Annotated in this window: 18 protein-coding genes; 16 read left to right on the top strand and 2 right to left on the bottom strand. The window is 65.2% G+C overall.

Going from position 1 to position 21,025, the window contains the following annotated elements; all coding sequences use genetic code 11:
* Positions 1-18 precede the first annotated feature (18 nt).
* The 6 genes from FYM52_RS01810 to FYM52_RS01785 all read left to right on the top strand — a co-directional run bounded on the left by FYM52_RS01810 (position 19) and on the right by FYM52_RS01785 (position 7,733).
* Complete coding sequence (locus FYM52_RS01810; protein WP_162524615.1) at positions 19-684, top strand: TetR/AcrR family transcriptional regulator; 666 nt, start codon at positions 19-21, stop codon at positions 682-684.
* Entirely contained in the window at positions 677-1,897 is a 1,221-nt protein-coding gene (locus FYM52_RS01805) for an efflux RND transporter periplasmic adaptor subunit (protein WP_154162842.1), read from the top strand. The genes FYM52_RS01810 and FYM52_RS01805 overlap by 8 nt, the downstream gene beginning before the upstream one ends.
* 24 nt (positions 1,898-1,921) lie before the next feature.
* Positions 1,922-5,122, top strand: coding sequence for an efflux RND transporter permease subunit (locus FYM52_RS01800; RefSeq protein ID WP_154162841.1), 3,201 nt, complete (start codon positions 1,922-1,924; stop codon positions 5,120-5,122).
* A gap of 48 nt (positions 5,123-5,170) precedes the next feature.
* Complete coding sequence (locus FYM52_RS01795; protein ID WP_154162840.1) at positions 5,171-5,878, top strand: protein-L-isoaspartate O-methyltransferase; 708 nt, start codon at positions 5,171-5,173, stop codon at positions 5,876-5,878.
* Between the two features lie 34 nt (positions 5,879-5,912).
* A complete protein-coding gene (locus FYM52_RS01790; RefSeq protein WP_154162839.1) occupies positions 5,913-6,260 on the top strand; it encodes a rhodanese-like domain-containing protein in 348 nt (115 codons plus the stop codon).
* A 123-nt stretch (positions 6,261-6,383) separates the two neighbouring features.
* Entirely contained in the window at positions 6,384-7,733 is a 1,350-nt protein-coding gene (locus FYM52_RS01785) for a TolC family outer membrane protein (protein ID WP_179954918.1), read from the top strand.
* A 334-nt stretch (positions 7,734-8,067) separates the two neighbouring features.
* Here the strand turns inward: FYM52_RS01785 and FYM52_RS01780 are convergent, their stop codons facing one another.
* On the bottom strand, positions 8,068-8,676 hold the full coding sequence (locus FYM52_RS01780) for an isochorismatase family protein (RefSeq protein WP_154162837.1): 609 nt from the start codon (positions 8,674-8,676) through the stop codon (positions 8,068-8,070).
* A 196-nt stretch (positions 8,677-8,872) separates the two neighbouring features.
* Between FYM52_RS01780 and FYM52_RS01775 the strand changes: the two genes are divergently transcribed.
* The 5 genes from FYM52_RS01775 to FYM52_RS01755 all read left to right on the top strand — a co-directional run bounded on the left by FYM52_RS01775 (position 8,873) and on the right by FYM52_RS01755 (position 13,620).
* Complete coding sequence (locus FYM52_RS01775) at positions 8,873-9,448, top strand: C40 family peptidase (protein WP_154162836.1); 576 nt, start codon at positions 8,873-8,875, stop codon at positions 9,446-9,448.
* Positions 9,449-9,520: 72 nt separating this feature from the next.
* Entirely contained in the window at positions 9,521-9,790 is a 270-nt protein-coding gene (locus tag FYM52_RS01770) for a hypothetical protein (protein ID WP_154162835.1), read from the top strand.
* Between the two features lie 104 nt (positions 9,791-9,894).
* Positions 9,895-10,908 (top strand): tRNA dihydrouridine(20/20a) synthase DusA, encoded by a 1,014-nt coding sequence (gene dusA, locus FYM52_RS01765; protein WP_154162834.1) that lies wholly within the window; start codon positions 9,895-9,897, stop codon positions 10,906-10,908.
* A 643-nt stretch (positions 10,909-11,551) separates the two neighbouring features.
* Positions 11,552-12,967: a polyhydroxyalkanoate depolymerase gene (locus FYM52_RS01760; protein WP_154162906.1), complete on the top strand. Its 1,416-nt coding sequence runs from the start codon at positions 11,552-11,554 to the stop codon at positions 12,965-12,967.
* Positions 12,968-12,972: 5 nt separating this feature from the next.
* The gene (locus tag FYM52_RS01755) at positions 12,973-13,620 is read left to right on the top strand and encodes an RnfABCDGE type electron transport complex subunit B (protein ID WP_154162833.1); all 648 of its coding nucleotides are present in this window, start codon (positions 12,973-12,975) and stop codon (positions 13,618-13,620) included.
* Between the two features lie 163 nt (positions 13,621-13,783).
* On the opposite strand, the gene FYM52_RS01750 is transcribed toward FYM52_RS01755, so the two are convergent.
* Positions 13,784-15,280: a methyl-accepting chemotaxis protein gene (locus FYM52_RS01750; RefSeq protein WP_154162832.1), complete on the bottom strand. Its 1,497-nt coding sequence runs from the start codon at positions 15,278-15,280 to the stop codon at positions 13,784-13,786.
* Positions 15,281-15,481: 201 nt separating this feature from the next.
* Between FYM52_RS01750 and dapC the strand changes: the two genes are divergently transcribed.
* From dapC to prmB, 5 genes are all read left to right on the top strand, one after another.
* Positions 15,482-16,687 carry a succinyldiaminopimelate transaminase gene (gene dapC, locus FYM52_RS01745; RefSeq protein ID WP_154162831.1) on the top strand — a complete coding sequence of 402 codons (1,206 nt, stop codon included), beginning with the start codon at positions 15,482-15,484 and terminating at the stop codon, positions 16,685-16,687.
* 9 nt (positions 16,688-16,696) lie between these two features.
* The gene (dapD, locus tag FYM52_RS01740) at positions 16,697-17,530 is read left to right on the top strand and encodes a 2,3,4,5-tetrahydropyridine-2,6-dicarboxylate N-succinyltransferase (protein WP_154162830.1); all 834 of its coding nucleotides are present in this window, start codon (positions 16,697-16,699) and stop codon (positions 17,528-17,530) included.
* 104 nt (positions 17,531-17,634) lie between these two features.
* Complete coding sequence (locus tag FYM52_RS01735; RefSeq protein ID WP_154162829.1) at positions 17,635-18,810, top strand: PilT/PilU family type 4a pilus ATPase; 1,176 nt, start codon at positions 17,635-17,637, stop codon at positions 18,808-18,810.
* Positions 18,811-18,871: 61 nt separating this feature from the next.
* Complete coding sequence (dapE, locus tag FYM52_RS01730; protein WP_154162828.1) at positions 18,872-20,059, top strand: succinyl-diaminopimelate desuccinylase; 1,188 nt, start codon at positions 18,872-18,874, stop codon at positions 20,057-20,059.
* Complete coding sequence (prmB, locus tag FYM52_RS01725; protein WP_154162827.1) at positions 20,056-20,985, top strand: 50S ribosomal protein L3 N(5)-glutamine methyltransferase; 930 nt, start codon at positions 20,056-20,058, stop codon at positions 20,983-20,985. Before dapE ends, prmB begins: the two co-directional genes overlap by 4 nt.
* Positions 20,986-21,025 lie beyond the last annotated feature (40 nt).

The following is a 21,025-nucleotide window of genomic DNA, read 5'->3' as shown; positions in this document are numbered from 1 at the left end:
GACCACCAAAATCCAACCGTGACCGACCACCCCTCCTCCAGCGCCCATTCCGCGCGCGGCCGCAGCCGCCGCAAGGAGGCCCGCCCGGCCGAGCTGCTGGAGGCCGCCACGCGCCTGTTTGTCGAGAAAGGCTATGCCGCCACCAAGGTGGAGGAAGTCGCCGCGCTGGCCCAGGTGTCCAAAGGCACCCTCTTTCTGTACTACCCCAGCAAGCAGGCCCTGCTCAAGGCCGTGGTGCGCGAGAACATCGCCGGGCGCTTTGCCGAATGGCAGGCCGAGCTGGAGGCCTTTGCCGGCACCACCCCCGAGCTGGTGCGCTACGCCTTCCAGGTCTGGCAGGAGCGCATCGGCGACACCTATGCCGGGGGCATCTGCAAGCTGATGGCCAGCGAGTGCTGCAATTTCCCGGAACTGGCCAGTTTCTACCTCGAAGAGGTGGTGGAGCCCGGCAACGCCCTGGTGCGCCGCATCCTCGAGCGTGGCGTGGCGCGCGGCGAGTTGCGCCCCCTCGACCTGGACGCCGCCATCCACCTGATCACCACCCCCATGTTTGCCTACATCCACTGGCGCCATTCGATCGGCATGCTCTACCCGCAGTCGCTGGGCGTGAGTGCCCCGCTGTTTTTCCAGACGCATGTCGACAACCTGCTGCGTGGCCTGTCTGCCACGGCGCCCGATGTCTGAGCCGCACACCACCACCGCAGCCTTCACGCGCCGCGCCCGGTGGTGGTGGCTGCTGGCCCTGTGCGCGGTGCTGGCCATCGTCTGGGGGATGTGGCGCGCCCTGGAACAACGCCAGGCGCGGCAGGCCGCCCTGCAGGCCAGCACCCAGCAAGCGCCGGCCACCCTGGCCATCCCGGCCCAGGAATGGCTGCAGGTCCAGGCACGCACGCTGACCGTGGGGGTGCCTATCACCGGCAGCCTGGCCGCTGTGGACCGCACCGTGGTCAAGGCGCGTGTGCCGGGGGAGTTGCGCGACTTGCACGTACGCGAAGGCGATGCAGTCGTGCAAGGCCAGGTCATCGCCCGCGTGGACGCGACCGATTCGGAGGCCCGCTTCCGCCAGGCCAAACTGCAGGCCGATGCCGCCCAGGCCCAGGTGGCGATTGCACAGCGCCAGTACGACAACAACCGCGCCCTGGTCGCGCGCGGTTTCATCTCCGATACGGCGCTGACCACCTCCCTGGCCAACCTGCAGGCCGCACAGGCCAGCCATGCGGCCGCCCGCGCCGCCCAGGACGGCGCCCGCAAGAACCTGGACGACACCGTGCTGCGCAGCCCGATCGACGGTCAGGTCGCGCAGCGCATGGTGCAAAACGGCGAGCGCGTGAATGTCGAGGCCGCCGTGGTCGAAGTGGTCAACTTGGCGGCGCTGGAGTTGCAGGCCCAGGTGGCCGCGAACGACACGGCCCAGGTGCAGGTCGGCCAGACGGCCCTGCTGCAGCTGAGTGGCCATTCGGCGGCCATGCCCCTGCCACTGCAGGCCCAGGTGGTGCGCATCAACCCCAGTGCCGCGGCTGGCAGCCGCACGGTGCCGGTGTACCTGCGCTTGCAGCCGCGCAACGATCTGAGCCTGCGGCCCGGTATGTATGTGGAAGGTTTCATCCAGACCGGGCACCACCAGGCCCTGGCCGTGCCCCTGGACGCCGTCCGCACCGACCAGCCCCTGCCCTATGTGCACACCGTGGCCCATGGCCAGGTGCAGCACACACCCGTCGTCCTGGGCGTGCAGAGTGTGGACAGCGCCCGGCCCTGGGTGGCCGTGGAAGACTTGCCTGAGGGCACCGTCGTGCTCGGCGGACGTGTGGGCGGCATCCCTGCAGGCACATCGGTGCAGCTGGAGGCCCAGCAGCCCGTGCCGCATCCCCCCACTGCCGCGGCCGCCGCCGCGCACTGACCCTCCCCAGGAAGATCCCGCACCATGTGGTTCACCAAGGTCAGTCTGCGCAACCCTGTCATGGCCACCATGGTCATGCTGGCGTTCGTGGTGTTGGGGCTGTTTTCCTACCAGCGCTTGGCCATTGACCAGTTCCCGAATGTCGATTTCCCGGTGGTGGTGGTGTCCGTGGCCTACCCCGGCGCCTCGCCCGAGGTGGTCGAGAGCGAAGTCACCAAACCACTGGAAGAGGCCATCAATTCGATTGCTGGCATCAATGCCCTGACCTCGCGCAGCTACGAGGGCAAGGCGCTGATCATCATCGAATTCCAGCTGCACATCGATGGCCGCAAGGCCGCCGACGACGTGCGCGAGAAGGTGGCCACCGTCCGCCCGCTGCTGCGCGACGAGGTGGAGGAACCCTGGGTGCTGCGCTTTGACCCGGCCAATGCCCCCATCTGGTCCGTCGCGGTGCTGCCGCGCCCGGCCGACGGTGCCCAGCCCCTGTCGCCCATCCAGCTGACCACCTGGGCCGACCAGGTGCTGAAAAAGCGCCTCGAAAACGTGCGCGGCGTGGGCGCGGTGAACCTGGTGGGCGGCACCCCGCGCGAAATCAACATCTACCTGGATCCTGCGGCCCTGCAGGCCTACGGCATCAGCCCGGCCCAGGTGGTGCAGGCGGTGCGCAGCGAAAACCAGGACCTGCCAGTGGGCAGCATCCGTTCGCTGCAGCAGGAACGGGTGGTACAGATCCAGGCCCGCATTGCCCGCCCCGCACAGTTTGCCGACATCGTCGTGGCGCAGCGCGCCGGCGCGCCTGTGCGCCTGGGTCAGCTGGCGCGCATCCAGGACGGCGCCCCCGAAGTGGAGAACCTGGCCCTGTACAACGGACAGCGCACGCTGCTGCTGTCCGTGCAGAAAGCCCAGGACGAAAACACGATCGACGTGGTCCGTGGGCTGAACCAGGCCATCCAGAGCCTGGGCGCCGAGCTGCCCACCGGCATTGCCCTGGAGCCGATTGCCGATGCCGCCCGTCCGATCCAGGTGGCCGTGGACAACGTGCGCCAGACCCTGGTCGAGGGTGCCGTGCTGACCGTGCTGATCGTCTTTCTGTTCCTGAACTCCTGGCGCTCCACCATCATCACCGGCCTGACGCTGCCGATTGCGCTGATCGGCACTTTCTGGTTCATGTACATGTTCGGCTTCTCGATCAACATGGTGACCTTGATGGCGCTGTCCCTGTGCGTGGGGCTGCTGATCGACGATGCCATCGTGGTGCGCGAGAACATCGTGCGCCATGTGCAGATGGGCAAGCGTCCGTACGACGCAGCCATGGACGGCACACAGGAAATCGGCCTGGCGGTGCTGGCCACCACCTTGTCCATCGTCGCGGTGTTCCTGCCCATCGGCTTCATGGGCGGCATCATCGGCAAGTTCTTCCACGAATTCGGTATCACCATCGTGGCGGCGGTGCTGATTTCCATGGTCGTCAGCTTCACGCTGGACCCCATGCTCTCCAGCGTGTGGCACGACCCCAGCATCCATACCCCTGGGCAAGCCGCCAGCACCCGACGGTCTCTCTACGATCGCACGCTGGGGCGGGTCACCCAGGCCTTCGACCACGCCAGCGCCGACATCTCGGCCCTGTACCAGCGTCTGCTGGGCTGGGCCCTGCTGCACAAGCTGGCCACCGTGCTGACCGCCGTGGGCATTTTTGTGGCCAGCGTGCTGATGCTGCCGCTGCTGGGCTCCGAATTTGTGCCCAGCGCCGACTTTTCCGAGACCCAGGTCAAGTTCAAGACCCCGCAGGGCTCGTCCATCGAGACCACGGAAGCCAAGGCCCGGCAGGTCGAAGCCCTGCTGCGCGCCATGCCCGAGGTGGACTACACCCTGACCACCATCAACACCGGCAATGCCGAAGGCAAGCACTCCGCCAGCATCTTCGTGCGCCTGGTGGACCGCAAGCACCGCACGCGCAGCTTGGAAGAGATGTCGCTGGTGCTGCGCAACGCCCTGCGCAGCGTGCCGGGCATCACCGTCATCCACGTGGGGCTGCTGGAGCCGGTCGGCGGGCAAAAACAGATCGAGTTTTCCATCATGGGGCCGGACCTGGGAGAACTGGGCCGCCTGAACCAGCAGGTGCAGGCCCAGATGCTGCGCATTCCGGGGCTGGTGGACCTGGACACCAGCCTGCAGGCCCCCAAGCCCGTGGTCAATGTGGAGGTGCGCCGCGATGCGGCGGCCGACCTGGGCCTGTCCGTGGCCAGCGTGGCCGGCAGCCTGCGCACCCTGGTGGCCGGCGACAAGGTGGGCAACTGGCGGGCCAGCGATGACCAGACCTACGACGTCAAGGTGCGCCTGGCACCGGAAGCCCGCACCCAGCCGGCCGATCTGCTGCACCTGCCGTTCAGCGTGACGGGACCGGACGGCAACCCTCGCGTGGTCCAGCTCAACCAGGTGGCCCAGGTGGTGGAAGCGCACAGTCCCAGCCAGATCAACCGCCGGGCCCTGACGCGCGAGGTCCAGTTCACGGCCAATGTGGCGCTGCGCTCGGTGGGGGAGGTCTCGGCCGACATCACCCGGGTGCTGCAACAGATGCAGTTGCCGCCTGGCTACCGCTGGGAGTTTGGCGGCTCCACCAAGAACATGAATGAATCGTTCGCCTATGCCGTCTCGGCCCTGGCCCTGGCCATCATCTTCATCTACATGATCCTGGCCAGCCAGTTCAAAAGCTTCATCCAGCCGCTGGCACTGATGACCGCGCTGCCCCTGACCCTGATCGGCGTGGTGCTGGCGCTCATGATGTTCAACTCCGCCATCAGCATGTTCTCCATCATCGGCATCGTGATGCTGATGGGCCTGGTCACGAAGAACGCCATCTTGCTGGTGGACTTTGCCATCCGCGCCCAGGGCGAACACACGGACGAACACGGTCAACTGCACCCCGGCCTGCCGCGCGAACAGGCCTTGCTGATGGCGGCCAAGGTGCGCCTGCGCCCGATCCTGATGACCACACTGGCGATGGTGTTTGGCATGGTGCCGCTGGCCTTTGCCGTCACCGAAGGATCGGAGCAGCGCGCCCCCATGGGCCAGGCCGTGATTGGCGGCGTCATCACCTCCTCCCTGCTGACGCTGGTGGTGGTGCCGGTCGTGTACTGCTATCTGGATGATTTTCAGCAATGGCTGCGCAAGCTTTGGAAGGGGCGTGAGCCCGATCACGCTGCCAAAGCATCCCCACCCTCGTAGAATCGTGAGTTTGTTTCAGACAAGCCATCCCCAGCGGAGGAGACCACAATGAATTTGCCCCTGAACAGCCTGCTAGATCGCAACGACGCCACCGAAAACGCCCGTTACAACATGGTGCAGCAACAAGTGCGCCCCTGGAATGTGAGCGGCGAGCGCCTGCTGGAAGCGCTCTACACCGTGCGCCGTGAAGATTTCACGCCCCCCGCACACTACAGCCTGGCCTTCATGGACGTGGAAGTGCCCCTGACCGACGATGCCGATGCCATCGCCCAGGGCCTTTGCATGTTCCAGCCCCGCGTGGAAGCGCGCATGATCAACGACCTGGACATCCAGCCCCATGAGCGCGTGCTGGAAATCGGCACCGGTTCGGGCTACAGCGCGGCCTTGCTGTCGCGCCTGGCCCAGGACGTGCTGACCCTGGAAATCCACCCCGAGCTGGCGGAAATGGCCCGCGAGAACCTGACCGACGCTGGCTGCGCCAACGTCAGCGTGCGCGTGGCCGACGGCTCCAAGGACACCCTGCCCGAAGGTCCTTTCGATGTGATCTTGCTCAGCGGCTCGGTCGAGGTCCTGCCCGCCAACCTGCTGCCCCACCTCAAGGACGGCGGCCGCCTGGGCGCCATCGTTGGCACCCAGCCCGTGATGCAATTCACCGTGGTGACCAAGCAGGGCAGCCAGACCACGACGAAGTCGCCCTGGGACATCGTGGCACCGCGCCTGCAAGGCTTTGCCACCGCCCCCCGCTTCTCGTTCTAAGCCGTATCGCGCGAGCACCGCCGGAGACTGCTGCATGTTTTACCAAGTGCGCCCCGCCCTGCTGGATGCATGGCTGGGCCAATTCAACGGCGATGCCGCCAAGCCCGTGGTCTTGGATGTGCGTGAAAAGTGGGAGTGCCAGGTGGCCAGCGTGGCCCCCAGCGACCAGTTCGAGCTGCTGTGCATCCCCATGGGCGAAATCACATCACGCCTGAACGAGCTGGACCCGGACCGACCCATCGCCTGCCTGTGCCACCACGGCGCACGCAGCATGAGCGTGGCGGCCTACCTGGCCCGCGAAGGCTTTGAATCGGTGGCCAACATCACCGGCGGCATCGCCGCCTGGGCGGTGGAACGTGACCCCAACGTGCCTCAGTACTGAGGCACTATCCAGCGTTTGGTGCATGGCCGGCATGTCTGCGCTGCCGGTGCGGTCTTGAAAAGGGTATCCATGGTGTCTTCCTCCGGGCTGTCTGTCGTCTCCTTTCGCCCTGCCCTGCGCTGCATGGCCGCAGCCGTTCTGGCCAGTGGATGGCTGTCGCTGGCCCAGGCCCAAAGCCTGGTGCAACTGACCGAACAGGCCCAGACCTATGACGCGGCCTGGCAAAGCGCCCGCGCCCAGCTCGATGCCACCAGCAGCAAGGGCGCCCAGGCCAAGGCTGGCCTGCTGCCCCGCATTGGCATCCAGGCCGGCAGCCAGTACAGCGAAACCCGGGTGCGCAGCGACTTCCCCGCCGCACGCCTGGATGCACGCCAGGACTCGGCCAGCCTGCAGGCGCAACAACCGCTGTACAACCCGGCCAACCTGGTCACGTACCGCCAGGGCCAGCGCAGTGTCGACCTGGCGTATGCCCAGGTCGATGCCGCGGCACAGAACCTGCTGGTGCGGGCCGCCCAGGCCTATTTCCAGGTGCTCACCGCGCAGGACACCTTGCAGCTGGTGCAGGCCCAGAAGCGGTCCGTGTCCGAGCAACTGGCCTTTGCCCAGCGCAATTTCGAAATCGGCACGGCCACGGTGACCGATTCGCGCGAAGCCCAGGCCCGCTTCGATCTGGTCCGCGCCCAGGAAATCGCTGCCGACAACCAGTTGCGCGTCAGCCAGGCGGCCCTCGAACAATTGGTCGGCGTCGCGGGCGCAACCCCCTGGCCCTTGGCACAGCCCGTGCGCCTGCCCACCCTGGCACCAGCCGATCTGGCCAGTTGGCTTGCACTGGCGGCCGACCGCAGCCCCCTGGTGCGCCAGGCGCAGATCGCGCTGGACGTGGCCCAGCTGGAAACCGACAAGGCGCAGGCCGGTCACAAACCCACGGTGGACTTGCAGGCCAGCTATGGCACACAACGCAACCCCGATGGCACTGCTGCCATGCGCTACCCCAACAACGCCACCGTCGGGACGGTGGGCGTGGTGATGAACATCCCTCTGTTCGCCGGGTTTGCGGTGCAGAACCGGGTCAAGGAAACCCTGTCACTGGAAGAGAAAGCGCGTGCCGACCTGGAAGATGCCCGCCGCCAGGTGGCGCAGGCCGTGCGCACGGCCTTTTTTGGCGTGCAATCGGCCACCGGCCAGGTCCAGGCCCTGGAGGCGGCCGTGGCCTCCAGCCAGAGCGCCCTGGAAGCCAATAAGCTGGGCTACGAGGTGGGGGTGCGCATCAACATCGATGTGTTGAATGCGCAAAGCCAGCTGTACCAATCTCAAAAGGATCTGGCGCAGGCCCGTTACAACCTGCTGCTGGGACACCTGCAGCTGCGCCAGGCCGCCGGCAACTTGGACATGCAGGACGTGCACGCCATCAACCAGTTGCTGAGCCCTGCACTGCAGACGGCAGATGCCACGGCAACGTCGTCCGCCCGCTGAGCATTCACTGCAGCTTGTGAACTGTAGGTGTTGCGACGGCAGGGTCATCTGCGGATCATGGCCACGCACCAAGATCCTAGGCTTCATTGGAAAAGTGAGCAGGCTGCCTTTGTTGAGCAAGGACTTCAATACTCCTTAGCACTGAAGCTATTGTTTTGCTGCGATAGCAGCTCACTTTTTTAAGCCATTTCAGCGATCGTTGGAATGAGCGCAACACTCAACCAACGTCCCAAGTATGTGGATATGTCGCCCGATATCTCAATGTAAGCTGTATTCAAGAACTAAATAAAAAAACGCTGACCTCACGATCAGCGCAGGCTCGAATCTCCGTGGCTTACTTGACCAGTTCCAGCATCTGCTTGAAGGCAGGGTGCTCGCAGCTGCGGATCCATTCGAAAGCCACCATCTCGGTCGTGACCAGCTCGGCCCCAGCGCCAGCCAGACGGTCGAACGCCGCATCACGGTTGCGCTCGCTGCGCGAGCTGCAGGCATCCGTCACCACCCACACCTCCATCTCCTCTTCCAGCAGTTGCAAGGCGGTCTGCAGCAGACAGACATGGGCCTCACAGCCGGCAATGATGATGGAAGGACGCTCGGGTTCTGCCGGTGCCGCCGGCTTTTGCAGGTGCTTGGGCAGGCTGCGCGCATTGCCACCCTGCTGCTTGCGCACAGGCGGGCGCAGCAGATCGATCAGGCCATCCTCGGCCGCGCTGAAGCTCATCTTGGACAAGGTCTGGTCGCACAGTGCGCGCAACTCGGACGCGTTCGGGCCCAGGCGGGAAGGGTTTTGCTCTGTGCCCCACACCGGCACCTGCATCAGGTTCGCCAGCTTGGCCAGCTTGACCGCATTGGCCAGAACCTGCGGTCCTTCAAAAATCACGGACATCAGCTTTTCTTGGTAGTCGATCAACACCAGTTGCGAGTCATCGGCGTCCAGCAGCATGTAATTCTTCCTTCAGAGGTTCTTCAAAGCCACATTGTCGCAGTGAAGCCTGCAAGCGGGCACACAAAATGCATGCCCGGAAACTCTGTCATATATCAATTACGGCATAACCAACCCGTAAAAATCGGCAATTAGATGCACTTTGTGCGCCAATTTCCGCCCACAACGTCAGACAAGCGTGATAACCTCCGTGCCCATGACTTGCAAATGGCTATTGTTTATCGCCCTCAGCTGTGGAAGCGTGCAAGCCGCTCCCACCAACAGCGAACCGTTGACCCAGGAACGTCTGGCAGACATCGTGCATGAGCGCGGCCTCGGCGCGAACCTGCAGAGCATGGGCCATTCCGTGGCCAGCAACACGTCCAGCCTGATCAACACGGCCATGGGCATGATCGGCATCCCCTACCGCTTTGGCGGTACCAGCGCTGAAACCGGCTTTGATTGCAGCGGTTTTGTGCGTGCCATCTACCAAGATACCGTCGGCCATCTGCTGCCACGCCGTGCCGACGAGCAGGCCAAGGCCACCCAGAAGATCGACAAGAAAGAACTGCGTCCCGGCGACCTGGTGTTCTTCAACACCATGCGCCGCACCTTCAGCCATGTGGGCATCTACGTGGGCGAAGGCAAGTTCATCCACTCCCCCCGCAAGGGCAAGAGCGTGCGCGTGGAAAGCATGAACGACAGCTACTGGGCCAAGCGCTTCAACGGCGCCCGCCGCGTGGATGTGGCGGATGCACAGCCTGCGTTGCTGGAAGCCTCCACCGCTCCTTGACATTGATCAACTCCCGCCAAGGCCTGCTTTCATGCAGGCCTTGTCTTTTGTCCTTTACCCATTGGTTTTGCCATGACCGACCAAGCCACTCCCAAACCCAAACTGGTTCGCTGGATCATCGGCCTGCCGGTGGCGATGTTTGCCATCCTCATGCTGATCAGCCAGCTGTTGTTCAACGCCTCGCCCGACAAGGAAACGCAATGGGTGGAGCGTGAAACCATCCGCCTGTGCTGGAAGGAACGCGAAAAAGGTCCGAAGGAAGGCACGCCGGCGCAATTCACAGAAGGGCAGTGCGAGAAGCTGGAATTCGACTTCAAGACCCGCTGGGGCATGAACCCCTGAGCCGGTGGCGCAAAGCCTTGCGCCTGAAGCAATTGCACAGGCTGGGCACAATAGCGCCCCGGATTGGCCTGCACGCTGGCAGGCACCGTGCCTGCATTGTTTGAATGAATACTTCGCCCCCTACCTCGCCTGCCACGTTCAGCCCCTGGCGCATGTCCGTGGCCCCGATGCTCGACTGGACAGACCGGCACTGTCGCTACCTGCACCGCCTGCTGAGCCGGCACACCCTGCTCTACACCGAGATGATCACCACCGGGGCCCTGCTGCACGGCGACGTGCCGCGCCACCTGCGCTTCAACGCCGAAGAGCACCCCCTGGCCCTGCAACTGGGCGGCAGCGAGCCGGGCGACCTGGCACAGGCGGCCAAGATTGGCCAGGACTGGGGCTATGACGAGATCAACCTCAACTGCGGCTGCCCCAGCGAACGCGTGCAGCGCGGGGCCTTTGGCGCCTGCCTGATGAACGAGGCCGGCCTGGTGGCCGACAGCGTCAAGGCCATGCGCGATGTGGTGGACATTCCCGTCACTGTCAAGCACCGCATCGGCATCGACAAGATCGAGAGCTATGACTTTGTGCGCGACTTTGTCGGCACCGTGGCCGAGGCCGGCTGCGAGGTCTTCATCGTCCATGCCCGCAACGCCTGGCTGCAAGGCCTGTCGCCCAAGGAAAACCGCGACATTCCACCGCTGCGCTACGAAATCGTGGCCCAGCTCAAGCGCGAGTTCCCGCACCTGACGATTGCCATCAACGGCGGCATCAAAACCGACGCGGTGGTGCAGGAGCAGCTGCAGCAGGTCGATGGCGTGATGGTGGGCCGCGAGGCCTACCACAACCCCTGGTGGATGGCCCGCTGGGACGAACTGTACTTCGGCAAGCCGGCGTCCACGTTGACCCACCTGGACATCGAGCAGGCCATGGTCGCCTACATGGAACGCGAAGCGCGCGAGCACGACACCCATTGGTACGCGATTGCCCGCCACATGCTGGGCCTGCGCCACGGCCTGCCGGGCGCGCGCCGCTGGCGCCAGGTGTGGAGCGACCACCGCCTCAAGCACCTGCCGGCCCGCGAAGTCTCGTCAATTGCCAACACCCGGCCGGACGGCTCCCAGTCCGAATAAGCCCCTTATGGGCGACGACGCCATGCAGGAGCTTGTATGCGACGAGCATGCCAGCCTGCATAGCAGGCATCTGGCTACTCCACCGCCCCCATATCTACAGGCCTCGCACTGGTAGGTTGGAGGGATGAGCCGTTCTGCCATCCCGCGCCATAAATCTAGGCCCAACCTCACCTACTCCCGGGCCGAACCTGCAGCATGCCGGCGCCGTGACCACAGCCCTGGGCCCCCATCGCCACGGGCTGCAGCCCGCAGGTTTCTGCAGGTGCCAGCGCAGCATTGGAGTTAGGCTGCAGACCAGCAGACCAGCAGACCTGTGGCTGTGGCTGTGGCTGTGGCTGTGGCTGTGGCTGTATGACAGTCAAAAAACATAGCTACTGGTGATTGCACAGCTTGATTTTTGGATAATTGACCTATTCAAACTCCACCCCTACGCGCGCTGAGCGCTATGCTTTCCTGCAAGGCCCTTTTGCCGACCAGGGCTTGCGCAAAGCCGCCGGGGAGGCCACCTATTTCAATTCTTGCAGCACGCGGACGCGCTGGGGCACGCTTGTCGCCTGCGCGACGCCCTCCCCTGGATAGTGCCATTCCGCGCCGGCGCCGCATGCTGTTATATTGCACTGCAACATAACGAGGTATGCACGCCATGCTCTACCAGCTCTACGAAACCCAACGCGCCCTGCTGGCCCCCTTTGCCGACTTTGCGCAAGCCACCTCCAAGCTGTACACCAACCCGCTGCTGCCCATGGCACAGTGGCCCTTTGCCCAACGCATCTCGGCCGGTTTTGACCTGTTTTACCGCCTGGGCAAGGGCTATGAAAAACCCGAATTCGACATCCAGTCCGTGCCCGTGCATGGTGTCAAGGTCACCATCCTGGAGCGTGTCGAGATCGACAAGCCGTTTTGCGAGCTGCGCCGCTTCAAACGTTTCTCAGACGATCCCGAGACGCTGGACACCCTGCTCACCCAGCCCCCGGTGCTGGTCGTCGCCCCGCTGTCGGGCCATTACGCCACCTTGCTGCGCGACACAGTCAAAAGCCTGCTGAGCGACCACAAGGTCTTCATCACCGACTGGAAGAACGCCCGCCTGGTGCCCCTGGAAGACGGCGAATTCCACCTGGACGACTACATCAACTACGTGCAGGAATTCATCCGCTACCTGCAACAGCAGTACGGCAACTGCCACGTCATCAGCGTCTGCCAGCCCACGGTGCCGGTGCTGGCCGCCGTGTCGCTCATGGCCAGCCGCGGCGAGACCACGCCACTGACCATGACCATGATGGGCGGCCCCATCGATGCGCGCCGCACCCCCACGGCCGTGAACAACCTGGCCGTGCAGCGCAGCTTCGAGTGGTTCGAGAACAATGTCATCTACCGCGTGCCGGACAACTACCCGGGCGCCGGCCGCCGTGTCTATCCCGGCTTCTTGCAGTACTCCGGCTTTGTGGCCATGAACCCCGACCGCCACGCCAACAGCCACTACGACTACTTCAAGAACCTGGTGAGGGGCGATGACGCCAGCGTCGAGCAGCATCGCAAGTTCTACGACGAGTACAACGCCGTGCTGGACATGGACGCCGATTACTACCTGGAAACCATCCAGACCGTGTTCCAGGACTTCAAGCTGGTCAACGGCACCTGGGACGTGCGCGCGCCGGACGGCACGCTGGAGCGCGTGAAGCCCCAGGACATCACCAGCACCGCGCTGTTCACCATCGAAGGCGAGCTGGACGACATCTCCGGCTCCGGCCAGACCCGCGCCGCGCAGGAGCTGTGCGCCAACATTCCCGCCACCATGCGCCTGCACTACGACGTCATGGGGGCCGGCCACTACGGCATCTTCAGCGGCCGCCGCTGGCGCGACATGGTCTATCCCAAGGTACGGGGCTTCATCTACGCCCACCAACCCGCCCCGGCCGCCGACAGCGCACCGGTCAATGACGGGGAATTGGTGCACGCCGAAGACGCCGCTCCCCAAGTTGCGCCACACTCTGCCCCCAGGACACCGACCACCGCAAAACCGGCCCCCGCGTCCAGGGCGCGCCGGCGCGGCACCCGCTAGACTGCATGCCTGAAATTCAGCCCAAGCCAGTCCTCACCGGACTGGCTTTTTCCATTGATGCCGCCCTGCCGCAAACGCAATGCACCCGTTGCGGCTACCCCGACTGCGCACGCTACGCCCAGGCGATTGCCGAGGAAGGCGCACCGATCAACCAGTGCCCCCCCGGGGGCACGGAAGGGATTGCACGGCTGGCGGCCCTGACCGGCCAGCCCGCGCAGCCGCTGAACCCGCAGTTCGGCATCGAAGGACCGCTGACACTGGCACGCATTGACGAAGACTGGTGCATTGGCTGCACCCTGTGCCTGAAAGCCTGCCCCACCGACGCCATCCTGGGCGCCAACAAGCAGATGCACACGGTGATGCCGGCGCACTGCACCGGCTGCGAGCTGTGCATCCCCGTCTGCCCCGTGGACTGTATCGAGCTGGAGGTCGTCAGCGACGCGCGCACCGGCTGGGAGGCGTGGACGCCCGCACAGGCGCAACACGCCAAGCAGCGCTACCACGCGCGCCAGCAGCGGCTGCAGGCCCAGGGGCTGACGGACAGCATCAACGCCAATGCCCAGGCCACGGCCCCCGTGCCCGAGGTGGTGCCCGACAAGAAAGCGGCGGTTGCCGCCGCCCTGGCCAAAGCCCGCGGCCTGCGCGGGCACTGAGTTCCTCAACCCCTACCGATTGCCAAAGTTCCTGTATTGATAGCTGCAGACGCTTGATCTATCAGCGCTGCAGGCCATTTTGAGGCCCAGTGCGGCATGCCCACAGCCCGTGCGCCCCTGCCACCAGGGCCACGCCAAGGGCATCAAGGGCCATCAAGGGCACTCAGCCGGCAAAGCTCTTGTAGACGCCGCAGCCCAGGTACACGCCATCCTGCTTGCAGACATAGGACATCTTGGCCTGCACCTTGCCCGACACGGGGTTGGTGAAGTCGTACTCAACCCAACCCGGCCCCTGCTCGGCCTGGGCAATAATGGCGCGCAGCAGGGCATCGCCATCCACCCCCTTGACATCCTGCACCCGGGTGCCGCGCTTGCCCGGGTTACCACCGAACGCCAGGTACTGCCCACCGGCATCCAGCACAAAGACATACATGTCGCGGTCGTGAAAGGGTTGCTGCGGGTCCGTCAGCGCTTGCCAGTACTGCTGCTGCGCCATGCCCATGCGGCGCAGCGCCACGGCCCGCTCCACCAAGGAAACGGCCTCGACCGCCGTGCCCTGCTGCAGCCGAAAACGCTCCACCGCCTCCGACAGCGTGGCCGCGCGCTGCTCCAGCGCCTGCGCCTCCTGCACCACATGGCGCACCATCAGGGCGTTCTCCTGGGTGACCTGGTCGATCTGGTGCACCGCCTGGTTGATCTGCTGCAGGCCCGTGCCCTGGCTGTTGCCGGACTCCGAAATCGCCTCCACATGCCCGGCCACGCTGCGCACGCCCTGCGCCACCTGGTGCATGCCCTGGCCCGCCTGGCGGATCAGCTGCGTGCTGCTGGCCACCTGCCGCACGGAGTCCTCGATCAGCAGGCGGATCTCCTTGGAGGCCTCGGCGGAGCGCTGCGCCAGGCTGCGCACCTCGGAAGCCACCACGGCAAAGCCACGACCCTGTTCCCCCGCGCGTGCGGCCTCGACGGCCGCATTCAGCGCCAGGATGTTGGTCTGGAACGCAATCCCGTCAATCACGGCAATGATCTCGGACATGCGCCCTGCGCTGCGCTCGATCGCCTCGACCGAATGCACGGCCTGCTCCATCACGCCACTGCCCTGCTCCACCGCCTGGCGCACCTGGGCCGTGCAGCGGTCGGCGGCCACCGCGGTCTCGGCATTGTTCTGCACCACGGCCGTGACCTGCTCCACGCTGACCACGGTCTGCGCCACGTTCGAGGCCTGCAGCTCGGTGCGCGCCGCCAGGGCCTGGTTGTCCTGGGTGAGCGTGTGCCCGGCCTGCGTGACCAGGGCCGCGTTGCTGCGGATTTCGGCCACCATGCTGGACAGGGCCACCACCATGCTGTCCAGCAGGCGGGCCATCTGCGCCAGCTCATCGGCCCCGTGGGCCGTGATGCGGTGGGCCAGATTGCCCTGGGCCGCGTGCTCCATGGCCGTCAGCAGGCGCGCCACCTCATGGGCCAGGCTGCTGTAGACGCTGTACAGCACATACAAGAACCACAGGCCTGCCGCCACCGGCAGGCCCACCTGCAGCCCAGGCGCCCAGCCCTGGCCCGCAGCCAGCCATGCGGCCAGCATGGCCAACCCGCCGCTGACGCCGATCAGCGCCAGCTTTCCGCCCAGCTTGCAGTGCCTGAGCACCCAACGCATTGGCTTGTGCATGCTCCCCCTCCCCGCGTTCGCACACGATGAAATTCGTTACAAAGGGTTGTAACTCCGGGAGGCGGCGCCAGCCTTGGGGGTTTTCCCAGCTAGCCTTGTTCGTTTTTCGCCGCACCCCCCGGATGCTTGCGGTCTGCAGACCCCCGGCATCACACATCAAGCACAAAGCGGGCGACATTCTGACCCCATAATATTTGGACCATGAATCCCCTGCTCCAACACCTCCAGCCCTATCCCTTCGAGCGGCTGCGCCAACTTTTTGCGGGGGTGACACCACCCGCCGATCTGCGCCCCATCAGCCTGGGGATTGGCGAGCCACGGCACGACACGCCGGAATTCATCAAGACCAGCCTGTGCGACAACCTGGCGGGTCTGGCCAACTACCCCGCCACCGCCGGCGACCTGCGCCTGCGCCAGGCCTGCAGCGACTGGATACAGCGCCGCTATGGCATCGCGGTGGACGCGGCCACCCAGATCCTGCCCGTCAACGGCTCGCGCGAAGCCTTGTTTTCCTTCGCCCAGACCATCATCGACCCCACGCTGCCCGGCGCCACCGTGCTGTGTCCCAATCCCTTCTACCAAATCTATGAAGGCGCCACGCTGCTGGCCGGCGCGCAGCCCTACTTCGTGCCCAGCGATCCCGCGCGCAACTTCGCCGTGGACTGGGACAGCGTGCCGGACGAGGTCTGGGCCCGGACCCAGCTGATCTACGTCTGCTCGCCCGGCAACCCCACGGGCGCGGTCATGCCCTTGTCGGAATGGGAAAAGCTGTTCGCGCTGTCGGACCGCCACGGCTTCGTGATTGCCTCGGACGAGTGCTACAGCGAAATCTATTTCCGCGCAGAAGCGCCCCTGGGCGGTCTGGAAGCCGCCGTGCAACTGGGCCGCAGCGACTACCGCAACCTGGTGGCCTTCACCAGCCTGTCCAAGCGCAGCAATGTGCCCGGTCTGCGCAGCGGCTTTGTGGCCGGTGACGCCAAGCTGCTCAAATCCTTCCTGCTGTACCGCACCTACCACGGTGGCGCCATGGGCCTGCCGATCCAGCACGCCAGCATCGCCGCCTGGTCGGACGAAGCCCATGTGGAGCACAACCGCCAGCTCTACCGCGACAAGTTCGCCGCCGTCATGCCCATCCTGGAACCCGTAATGGACGTGCGCCTGCCGGATGCCGGTTTTTACCTCTGGCCCCGCATCCCCGATGCTTTGGGCATGACGGACACCGAGTTTGCACAGGCCTTGTACGCGCAAAACCATGTTACTGTCCTGCCCGGCAGCTACCTGGCCCGCGATGCGCGTGGCCACAACCCGGGGGCCCAGCGTGTGCGCCTGGCCCTGGTGGCAGAAACCTCCGAATGCGTGGAAGCCGCTCAACGCATCGCCGATTTCATCCAAAAACATTTGAAGTAATTTGCTCCTATGACACAGCAACTCCAACAGATCATCGAAACCGCTTGGGACAACCGCGCCGAGCTGTCCGCAGCCTCTGCCCCCAAGGAAGTCGTAGAAGCCGTCGAATTTGCCCTGCAGCAGCTGGACAACGGCACGCTGCGCGTGGCCAGCCGTGAAGGCGTGGGCCACTGGACCGTGCACCAGTGGCTCAAGAAGGCCGTGCTGCTGTCCTTCCGCCTGAACGACAACAAGCTGATGTCCGCCGGCGCCCTGAACTTCTTCGACAAGGTGCCCACCAAGTACGAAGGCCTGAGCGAAGCCGACATCGCCGCCACCGGTGTGCGCGTGGTGCCGCCGGCCGTGGCGCGCCGCGGCTCCTTCATCGCCAAGGGCGCCATCCTGATGCCTTCCTACGTGAACATCGGCGCCTATGTGGACTCCGGCACCATGGTCGACACCTGGGCCACCGTCGGCTCCTGCGCCCAAGTGGGCAAGAACGTCCACCTGTCGGGCGGCGTGGGCCTGGGTGGCGTGCTGGAACCCCTGCAGGCCAACCCCACCATCATTGAAGACAACTGCTTCATCGGCGCACGCTCCGAAGTGGTCGAAGGCGTGATCGTGGAAGAGAACTCCGTGATCTCCATGGGCGTCTACATCGGCCAGTCCACCCCCATCTTCAACCGCGAAACCGGTGAAATCACCTACGGCCGCGTGCCCGCAGGCTCCGTGGTGGTCTCGGGCAACCTGCCCAAGAAGACCAAGGACGGCAAGGACTACTCCATGTACGCGGCCATCATCGTGAAGACCGTGGACGCCAAGACCCGCTCCACCACCAGCCTGAACGACCTGTTGCGCGATTGATGCGCATCAAGCATTTAGACAAGCTCTAAATCGCAAGCTGGGGGTTTTGCTGCAGACTACAGGCCTGCAACAAAGCCCCCAGTTTTTTAATCAGAGGTTTCGGCATGAGCATGATGGAACGCATCCTGCGCCTGATGGCGGAAAAGCACGCCTCGGACGTTTACCTGTCCGCCAATTCCCCCGCGCTCATCAAGATCGACGGGGTCTGCGTGCCCATCAACAACCAGCTCCTGCCGCCGGACGCGCCGCGCGCCCTGCTGGCCGAAGTGGTGTCTCCACACGACATGGAGGTGCTGCAGGACACGGGCGAGCTCAACATGGCCGTGCCCATCAAGGGCGTGGGCCGCTTTCGCGTCAGCGCCATGCGCCAGCGGGGTTCCGTGGCCGTCGTGGTGCGCTTCATCGCCCAACAAATCCCCAAGCTGGAAGAACTCAAGCTGCCGCCCATCCTGAACCAGCTGATTCTGGAAAAGCGTGGCCTGCTGCTGGTGGTCGGTGCCACTGGCTCCGGCAAGAGCACCACCCTGGCGGCCATGATCGACAGCCGCAACGAGCAGCGCTCGGGCCACATCCTGACCATCGAGGACCCGATCGAATTCCAGTTCCGCAACAAGCGCTCCATCGTCAACCAGCGCGAAGTGGGCTCCGACACCCAGTCACTGCAGGTGGCACTGAAGAACGCGCTGCGCCAGGCGCCGGACGTGATCCTGATCGGCGAGATCCGCGACCGCGAAACCATGTCCGCCGCGATCGCCTACGCGCAATCGGGCCACCTGGTGCTGGCCACGCTGCACGGCAACAACAGCTACCACGCCCTGAACCGCATCCTGAGCTTTTACCCTGTGGAGGTGCGCGCCACCATGCTGGGCGACCTGTCCTCGTCGCTCAAGGCCGTGGTCACCCAGCGCCTGCTACGCACGCCTGCGGGCAAGCGCGTACCCGCCGTGGAAGTGCTGCTCAACACCAAGCTGGTGTCCGAGCTGATCGAAAAGGGCGACTTTTCCGGCGTGCGCGACAACATGGAGCAGTCCATGGCCGAAGGTTCGCAAACCTTCGAAGAAGACCTGGCGCGCCTCATCACCAGTGGCACAATTGACCGCAGTGAAGGCTTGGCCAATGCCGACTCGCCCACCAACTTGATGTGGCGCCTGCAAAATGCGCCCCAAAAAGCCGCTCCGACCAGCAGTCCCCTGGAAGCGCTGGCCCCTGCGGTGGAGCAGAACGTCCCGGCCCTGCCCGAGTTTGGCGACTTGTTGCTGAACACCGGTCTTAAAACATAAGCCCCCGTGCAGACTGGGGGCCAGGTTGCCCGCAAGGTGCAGCCCATTTTGGATTTCTCTCATGTCCCGCACACTGCAACTGGCTGAGCAACTGATCAGCCGCCCCTCCATCACCCCCGAAGATGCCGGCTGCCTGGAAATGCTGGCCGACCGCCTGGCCCCCCTGGGCTTTGCCTGCGAGCGCATGGACGGCGGCCCCGACAGCTTCCGCGTGCACAACCTCTGGGCCGTGCGCCGCAGCGGCCACCCCGCGGCCAAGACGCTGATCTTCGCCGGTCACACCGACGTGGTGCCCACCGGCCCGGTGGAACAATGGGGCAGCCCGCCGTTCACCCCTTCCTACCGCGACGGCAAGCTGTTCGGCCGCGGTGCCAGCGACATGAAGACCTCCATCGCCGCCTTTGTCGTGGCCGTCGAGGAGTTCCTGGCCCAGCAGACCGACACCCCCCTGGACATTGCCTTCCTGCTGACCAGCGACGAGGAAGGCCCTGGCCATGACGGCACCAAGATCGTCTGCCAGGCCCTGCACGCGCGCGGCGAGTCCATGGACTGGTGCATCGTGGGCGAGCCCACGGCCGTGCAGCAGACCGGCGACATGATCAAGAACGGCCGCCGCGGCTCGCTCAGCGGGCGCCTGACCGTGGAAGGCATCCAGGGCCACATCGCCTACCCCCAGCTGGCGCGCAACCCCATCCACCAGGCCCTGCCGGCGCTGGCCGAGCTGGCCAGTATCGAATGGGACCAGGGCAACGCCTTCTTCCCCGCCACCAGCTGGCAGATCAGCAACATGCATGGCGGCACGGGCGCGTCCAACGTGATCCCCGGCGAGGTCGTGATCGACTTCAACTTCCGCTACAGCACCGAGAACACGGCCGAAAGCCTGAAGCAGCGCGTCAAGTCTGTCCTCGACCGCCACGCGCTGGAGTACGACCTGACCTGGAGCCTGTCGGGCGAGCCCTTCCTGACCACGCCCGGCGATCTGGTCCACGCCACGCAGCAGGCCATCCGTGCCGAAACCGGGCTGGAGACCGAGCTGTCCACCAGCGGCGGCACCAGCGACGGCCGCTTCATCGCCAAGGTCTGCCCCCAGGTGATCGAGCTGGGCCCGCCCAACGCCACCATCCACAAGATCGATGAGCACATCGTCGTGGCCGATGTGGAGCCGCTGAAGAACATCTACCGCCGCGTGCTGGAAAACCTGCATGCGCAGCTGCAGTCCGCCGCCGCCGTGCAAGGGGCCGCCGCATGAGCCACGCCTACACCCTGCCCCACGGCGCCACCGTTGGCGCCCTGATCGATTCCGGCGCGCAATGCCTGACCCAGGCCGGCGTGGGCTTTGGCCACGGCACCGCAAACGCCGAGGAAGAAGCCATCTGGCTGGTGCTGTGGCAACTGGGCCTGCCGATTGACGCCCCGCTGGGCGACGACGAAGATTCGGTGGAAAATCAGCCTGTCACGCCCGAGCAGCAAGCGCTGGTAGCTACACTTTTCAAAGAACGCATCGCCAGCCGCAAACCCGCCGCCTACCTGACGCGTGAGGCCTGGCTGATGGGTGTGCCCTTCTACGTGGACGAGCGTGCCATCGTGCCGCGCAGCTTCATTGCCGAGCTGCTGGCCGACGGTAGCATCGACCATTTCCTCTCGGACAAGACCCGCCAGGTGCTGGACCTGTGCACCGGCAATGGCTCGCTGGCCTGCCTGGCCGCCATGGCCTGGCCCGAGGTCGCGGTGACCGGCGCCGACATCAGCACCGACGCCCTGGCCGTGGCCCGCATCAACGTCGACAAGCACGGCCTGCAGGAGCGCGTGACCCTGGTCGAGACCGATGGCCTGCGCCAGGTGCCCGGCCCCTGGGACCTGATCCTGTGCAACCCGCCGTACGTCAACGCCGACAGCATGGCCAAGCTGCCCGCCGAATACCTGGCCGAGCCCGAGCTGGCCCTGGCCGGTGGCACGGACGGCATGGACTTCATCCGCCAGCTATTGGCCGATGCGCCCGCCTGCATGACCGACGACGCCGTGCTGGTGCTGGAGATCGGCAACGAGCGCCCCTTCTTTGAGGCCGCCTTCCCCGAGCTGCTGGTCTACTGGCTGGACACCAGCGTGGGCGAAGACGCCGTGCTGCTGGTCACCCGGCAGGAACTCGTCGCCCAGACCCAGCGCACGGCACAATAAGCACCGTGCCACCGGGCTTGAGGTTTCAAGCCTTTTTGGC

Source organism: Comamonas sp. CAH-2 (assembly GCF_009668305.1).
In the GTDB taxonomy this organism is placed as follows: domain Bacteria; phylum Pseudomonadota; class Gammaproteobacteria; order Burkholderiales; family Burkholderiaceae_C; genus Comamonas; species Comamonas aquatica.
The sequence above is the reverse complement of the archived record's forward strand: the minus strand, read 5'-3'. Positions and strand labels throughout refer to the sequence as shown.

What these genes read in the sequence shown, in the direction of transcription:
- FYM52_RS01805 (WP_154162842.1), top strand. Translation starts at nt 677, where the DNA reads ATGTCTGAGCCGCACACCACCACCGCAGCCTTCACGCGCCGCGCCCGG.
- FYM52_RS01800 (WP_154162841.1), top strand. Translation starts at nt 1,922, where the DNA reads ATGTGGTTCACCAAGGTCAGTCTGCGCAACCCTGTCATGGCCACCATG.
- FYM52_RS01795 (WP_154162840.1), top strand. Translation starts at nt 5,171, where the DNA reads ATGAATTTGCCCCTGAACAGCCTGCTAGATCGCAACGACGCCACCGAA.
- FYM52_RS01790 (WP_154162839.1), top strand. Translation starts at nt 5,913, where the DNA reads ATGTTTTACCAAGTGCGCCCCGCCCTGCTGGATGCATGGCTGGGCCAA.
- FYM52_RS01785 (WP_179954918.1), top strand. Translation starts at nt 6,384, where the DNA reads ATGGCCGCAGCCGTTCTGGCCAGTGGATGGCTGTCGCTGGCCCAGGCC.
- FYM52_RS01780 (WP_154162837.1), bottom strand. Translation starts at nt 8,676, where the DNA reads ATGCTGCTGGACGCCGATGACTCGCAACTGGTGTTGATCGACTACCAA.
- FYM52_RS01775 (WP_154162836.1), top strand. Translation starts at nt 8,873, where the DNA reads ATGACTTGCAAATGGCTATTGTTTATCGCCCTCAGCTGTGGAAGCGTG.
- FYM52_RS01770 (WP_154162835.1), top strand. Translation starts at nt 9,521, where the DNA reads ATGACCGACCAAGCCACTCCCAAACCCAAACTGGTTCGCTGGATCATC.
- dusA (WP_154162834.1), top strand. Translation starts at nt 9,895, where the DNA reads ATGAATACTTCGCCCCCTACCTCGCCTGCCACGTTCAGCCCCTGGCGC.
- FYM52_RS01760 (WP_154162906.1), top strand. Translation starts at nt 11,552, where the DNA reads ATGCTCTACCAGCTCTACGAAACCCAACGCGCCCTGCTGGCCCCCTTT.
- FYM52_RS01755 (WP_154162833.1), top strand. Translation starts at nt 12,973, where the DNA reads ATGCCTGAAATTCAGCCCAAGCCAGTCCTCACCGGACTGGCTTTTTCC.
- FYM52_RS01750 (WP_154162832.1), bottom strand. Translation starts at nt 15,280, where the DNA reads ATGCACAAGCCAATGCGTTGGGTGCTCAGGCACTGCAAGCTGGGCGGA.
- dapC (WP_154162831.1), top strand. Translation starts at nt 15,482, where the DNA reads ATGAATCCCCTGCTCCAACACCTCCAGCCCTATCCCTTCGAGCGGCTG.
- dapD (WP_154162830.1), top strand. Translation starts at nt 16,697, where the DNA reads ATGACACAGCAACTCCAACAGATCATCGAAACCGCTTGGGACAACCGC.
- FYM52_RS01735 (WP_154162829.1), top strand. Translation starts at nt 17,635, where the DNA reads ATGAGCATGATGGAACGCATCCTGCGCCTGATGGCGGAAAAGCACGCC.
- dapE (WP_154162828.1), top strand. Translation starts at nt 18,872, where the DNA reads ATGTCCCGCACACTGCAACTGGCTGAGCAACTGATCAGCCGCCCCTCC.
- prmB (WP_154162827.1), top strand. Translation starts at nt 20,056, where the DNA reads ATGAGCCACGCCTACACCCTGCCCCACGGCGCCACCGTTGGCGCCCTG.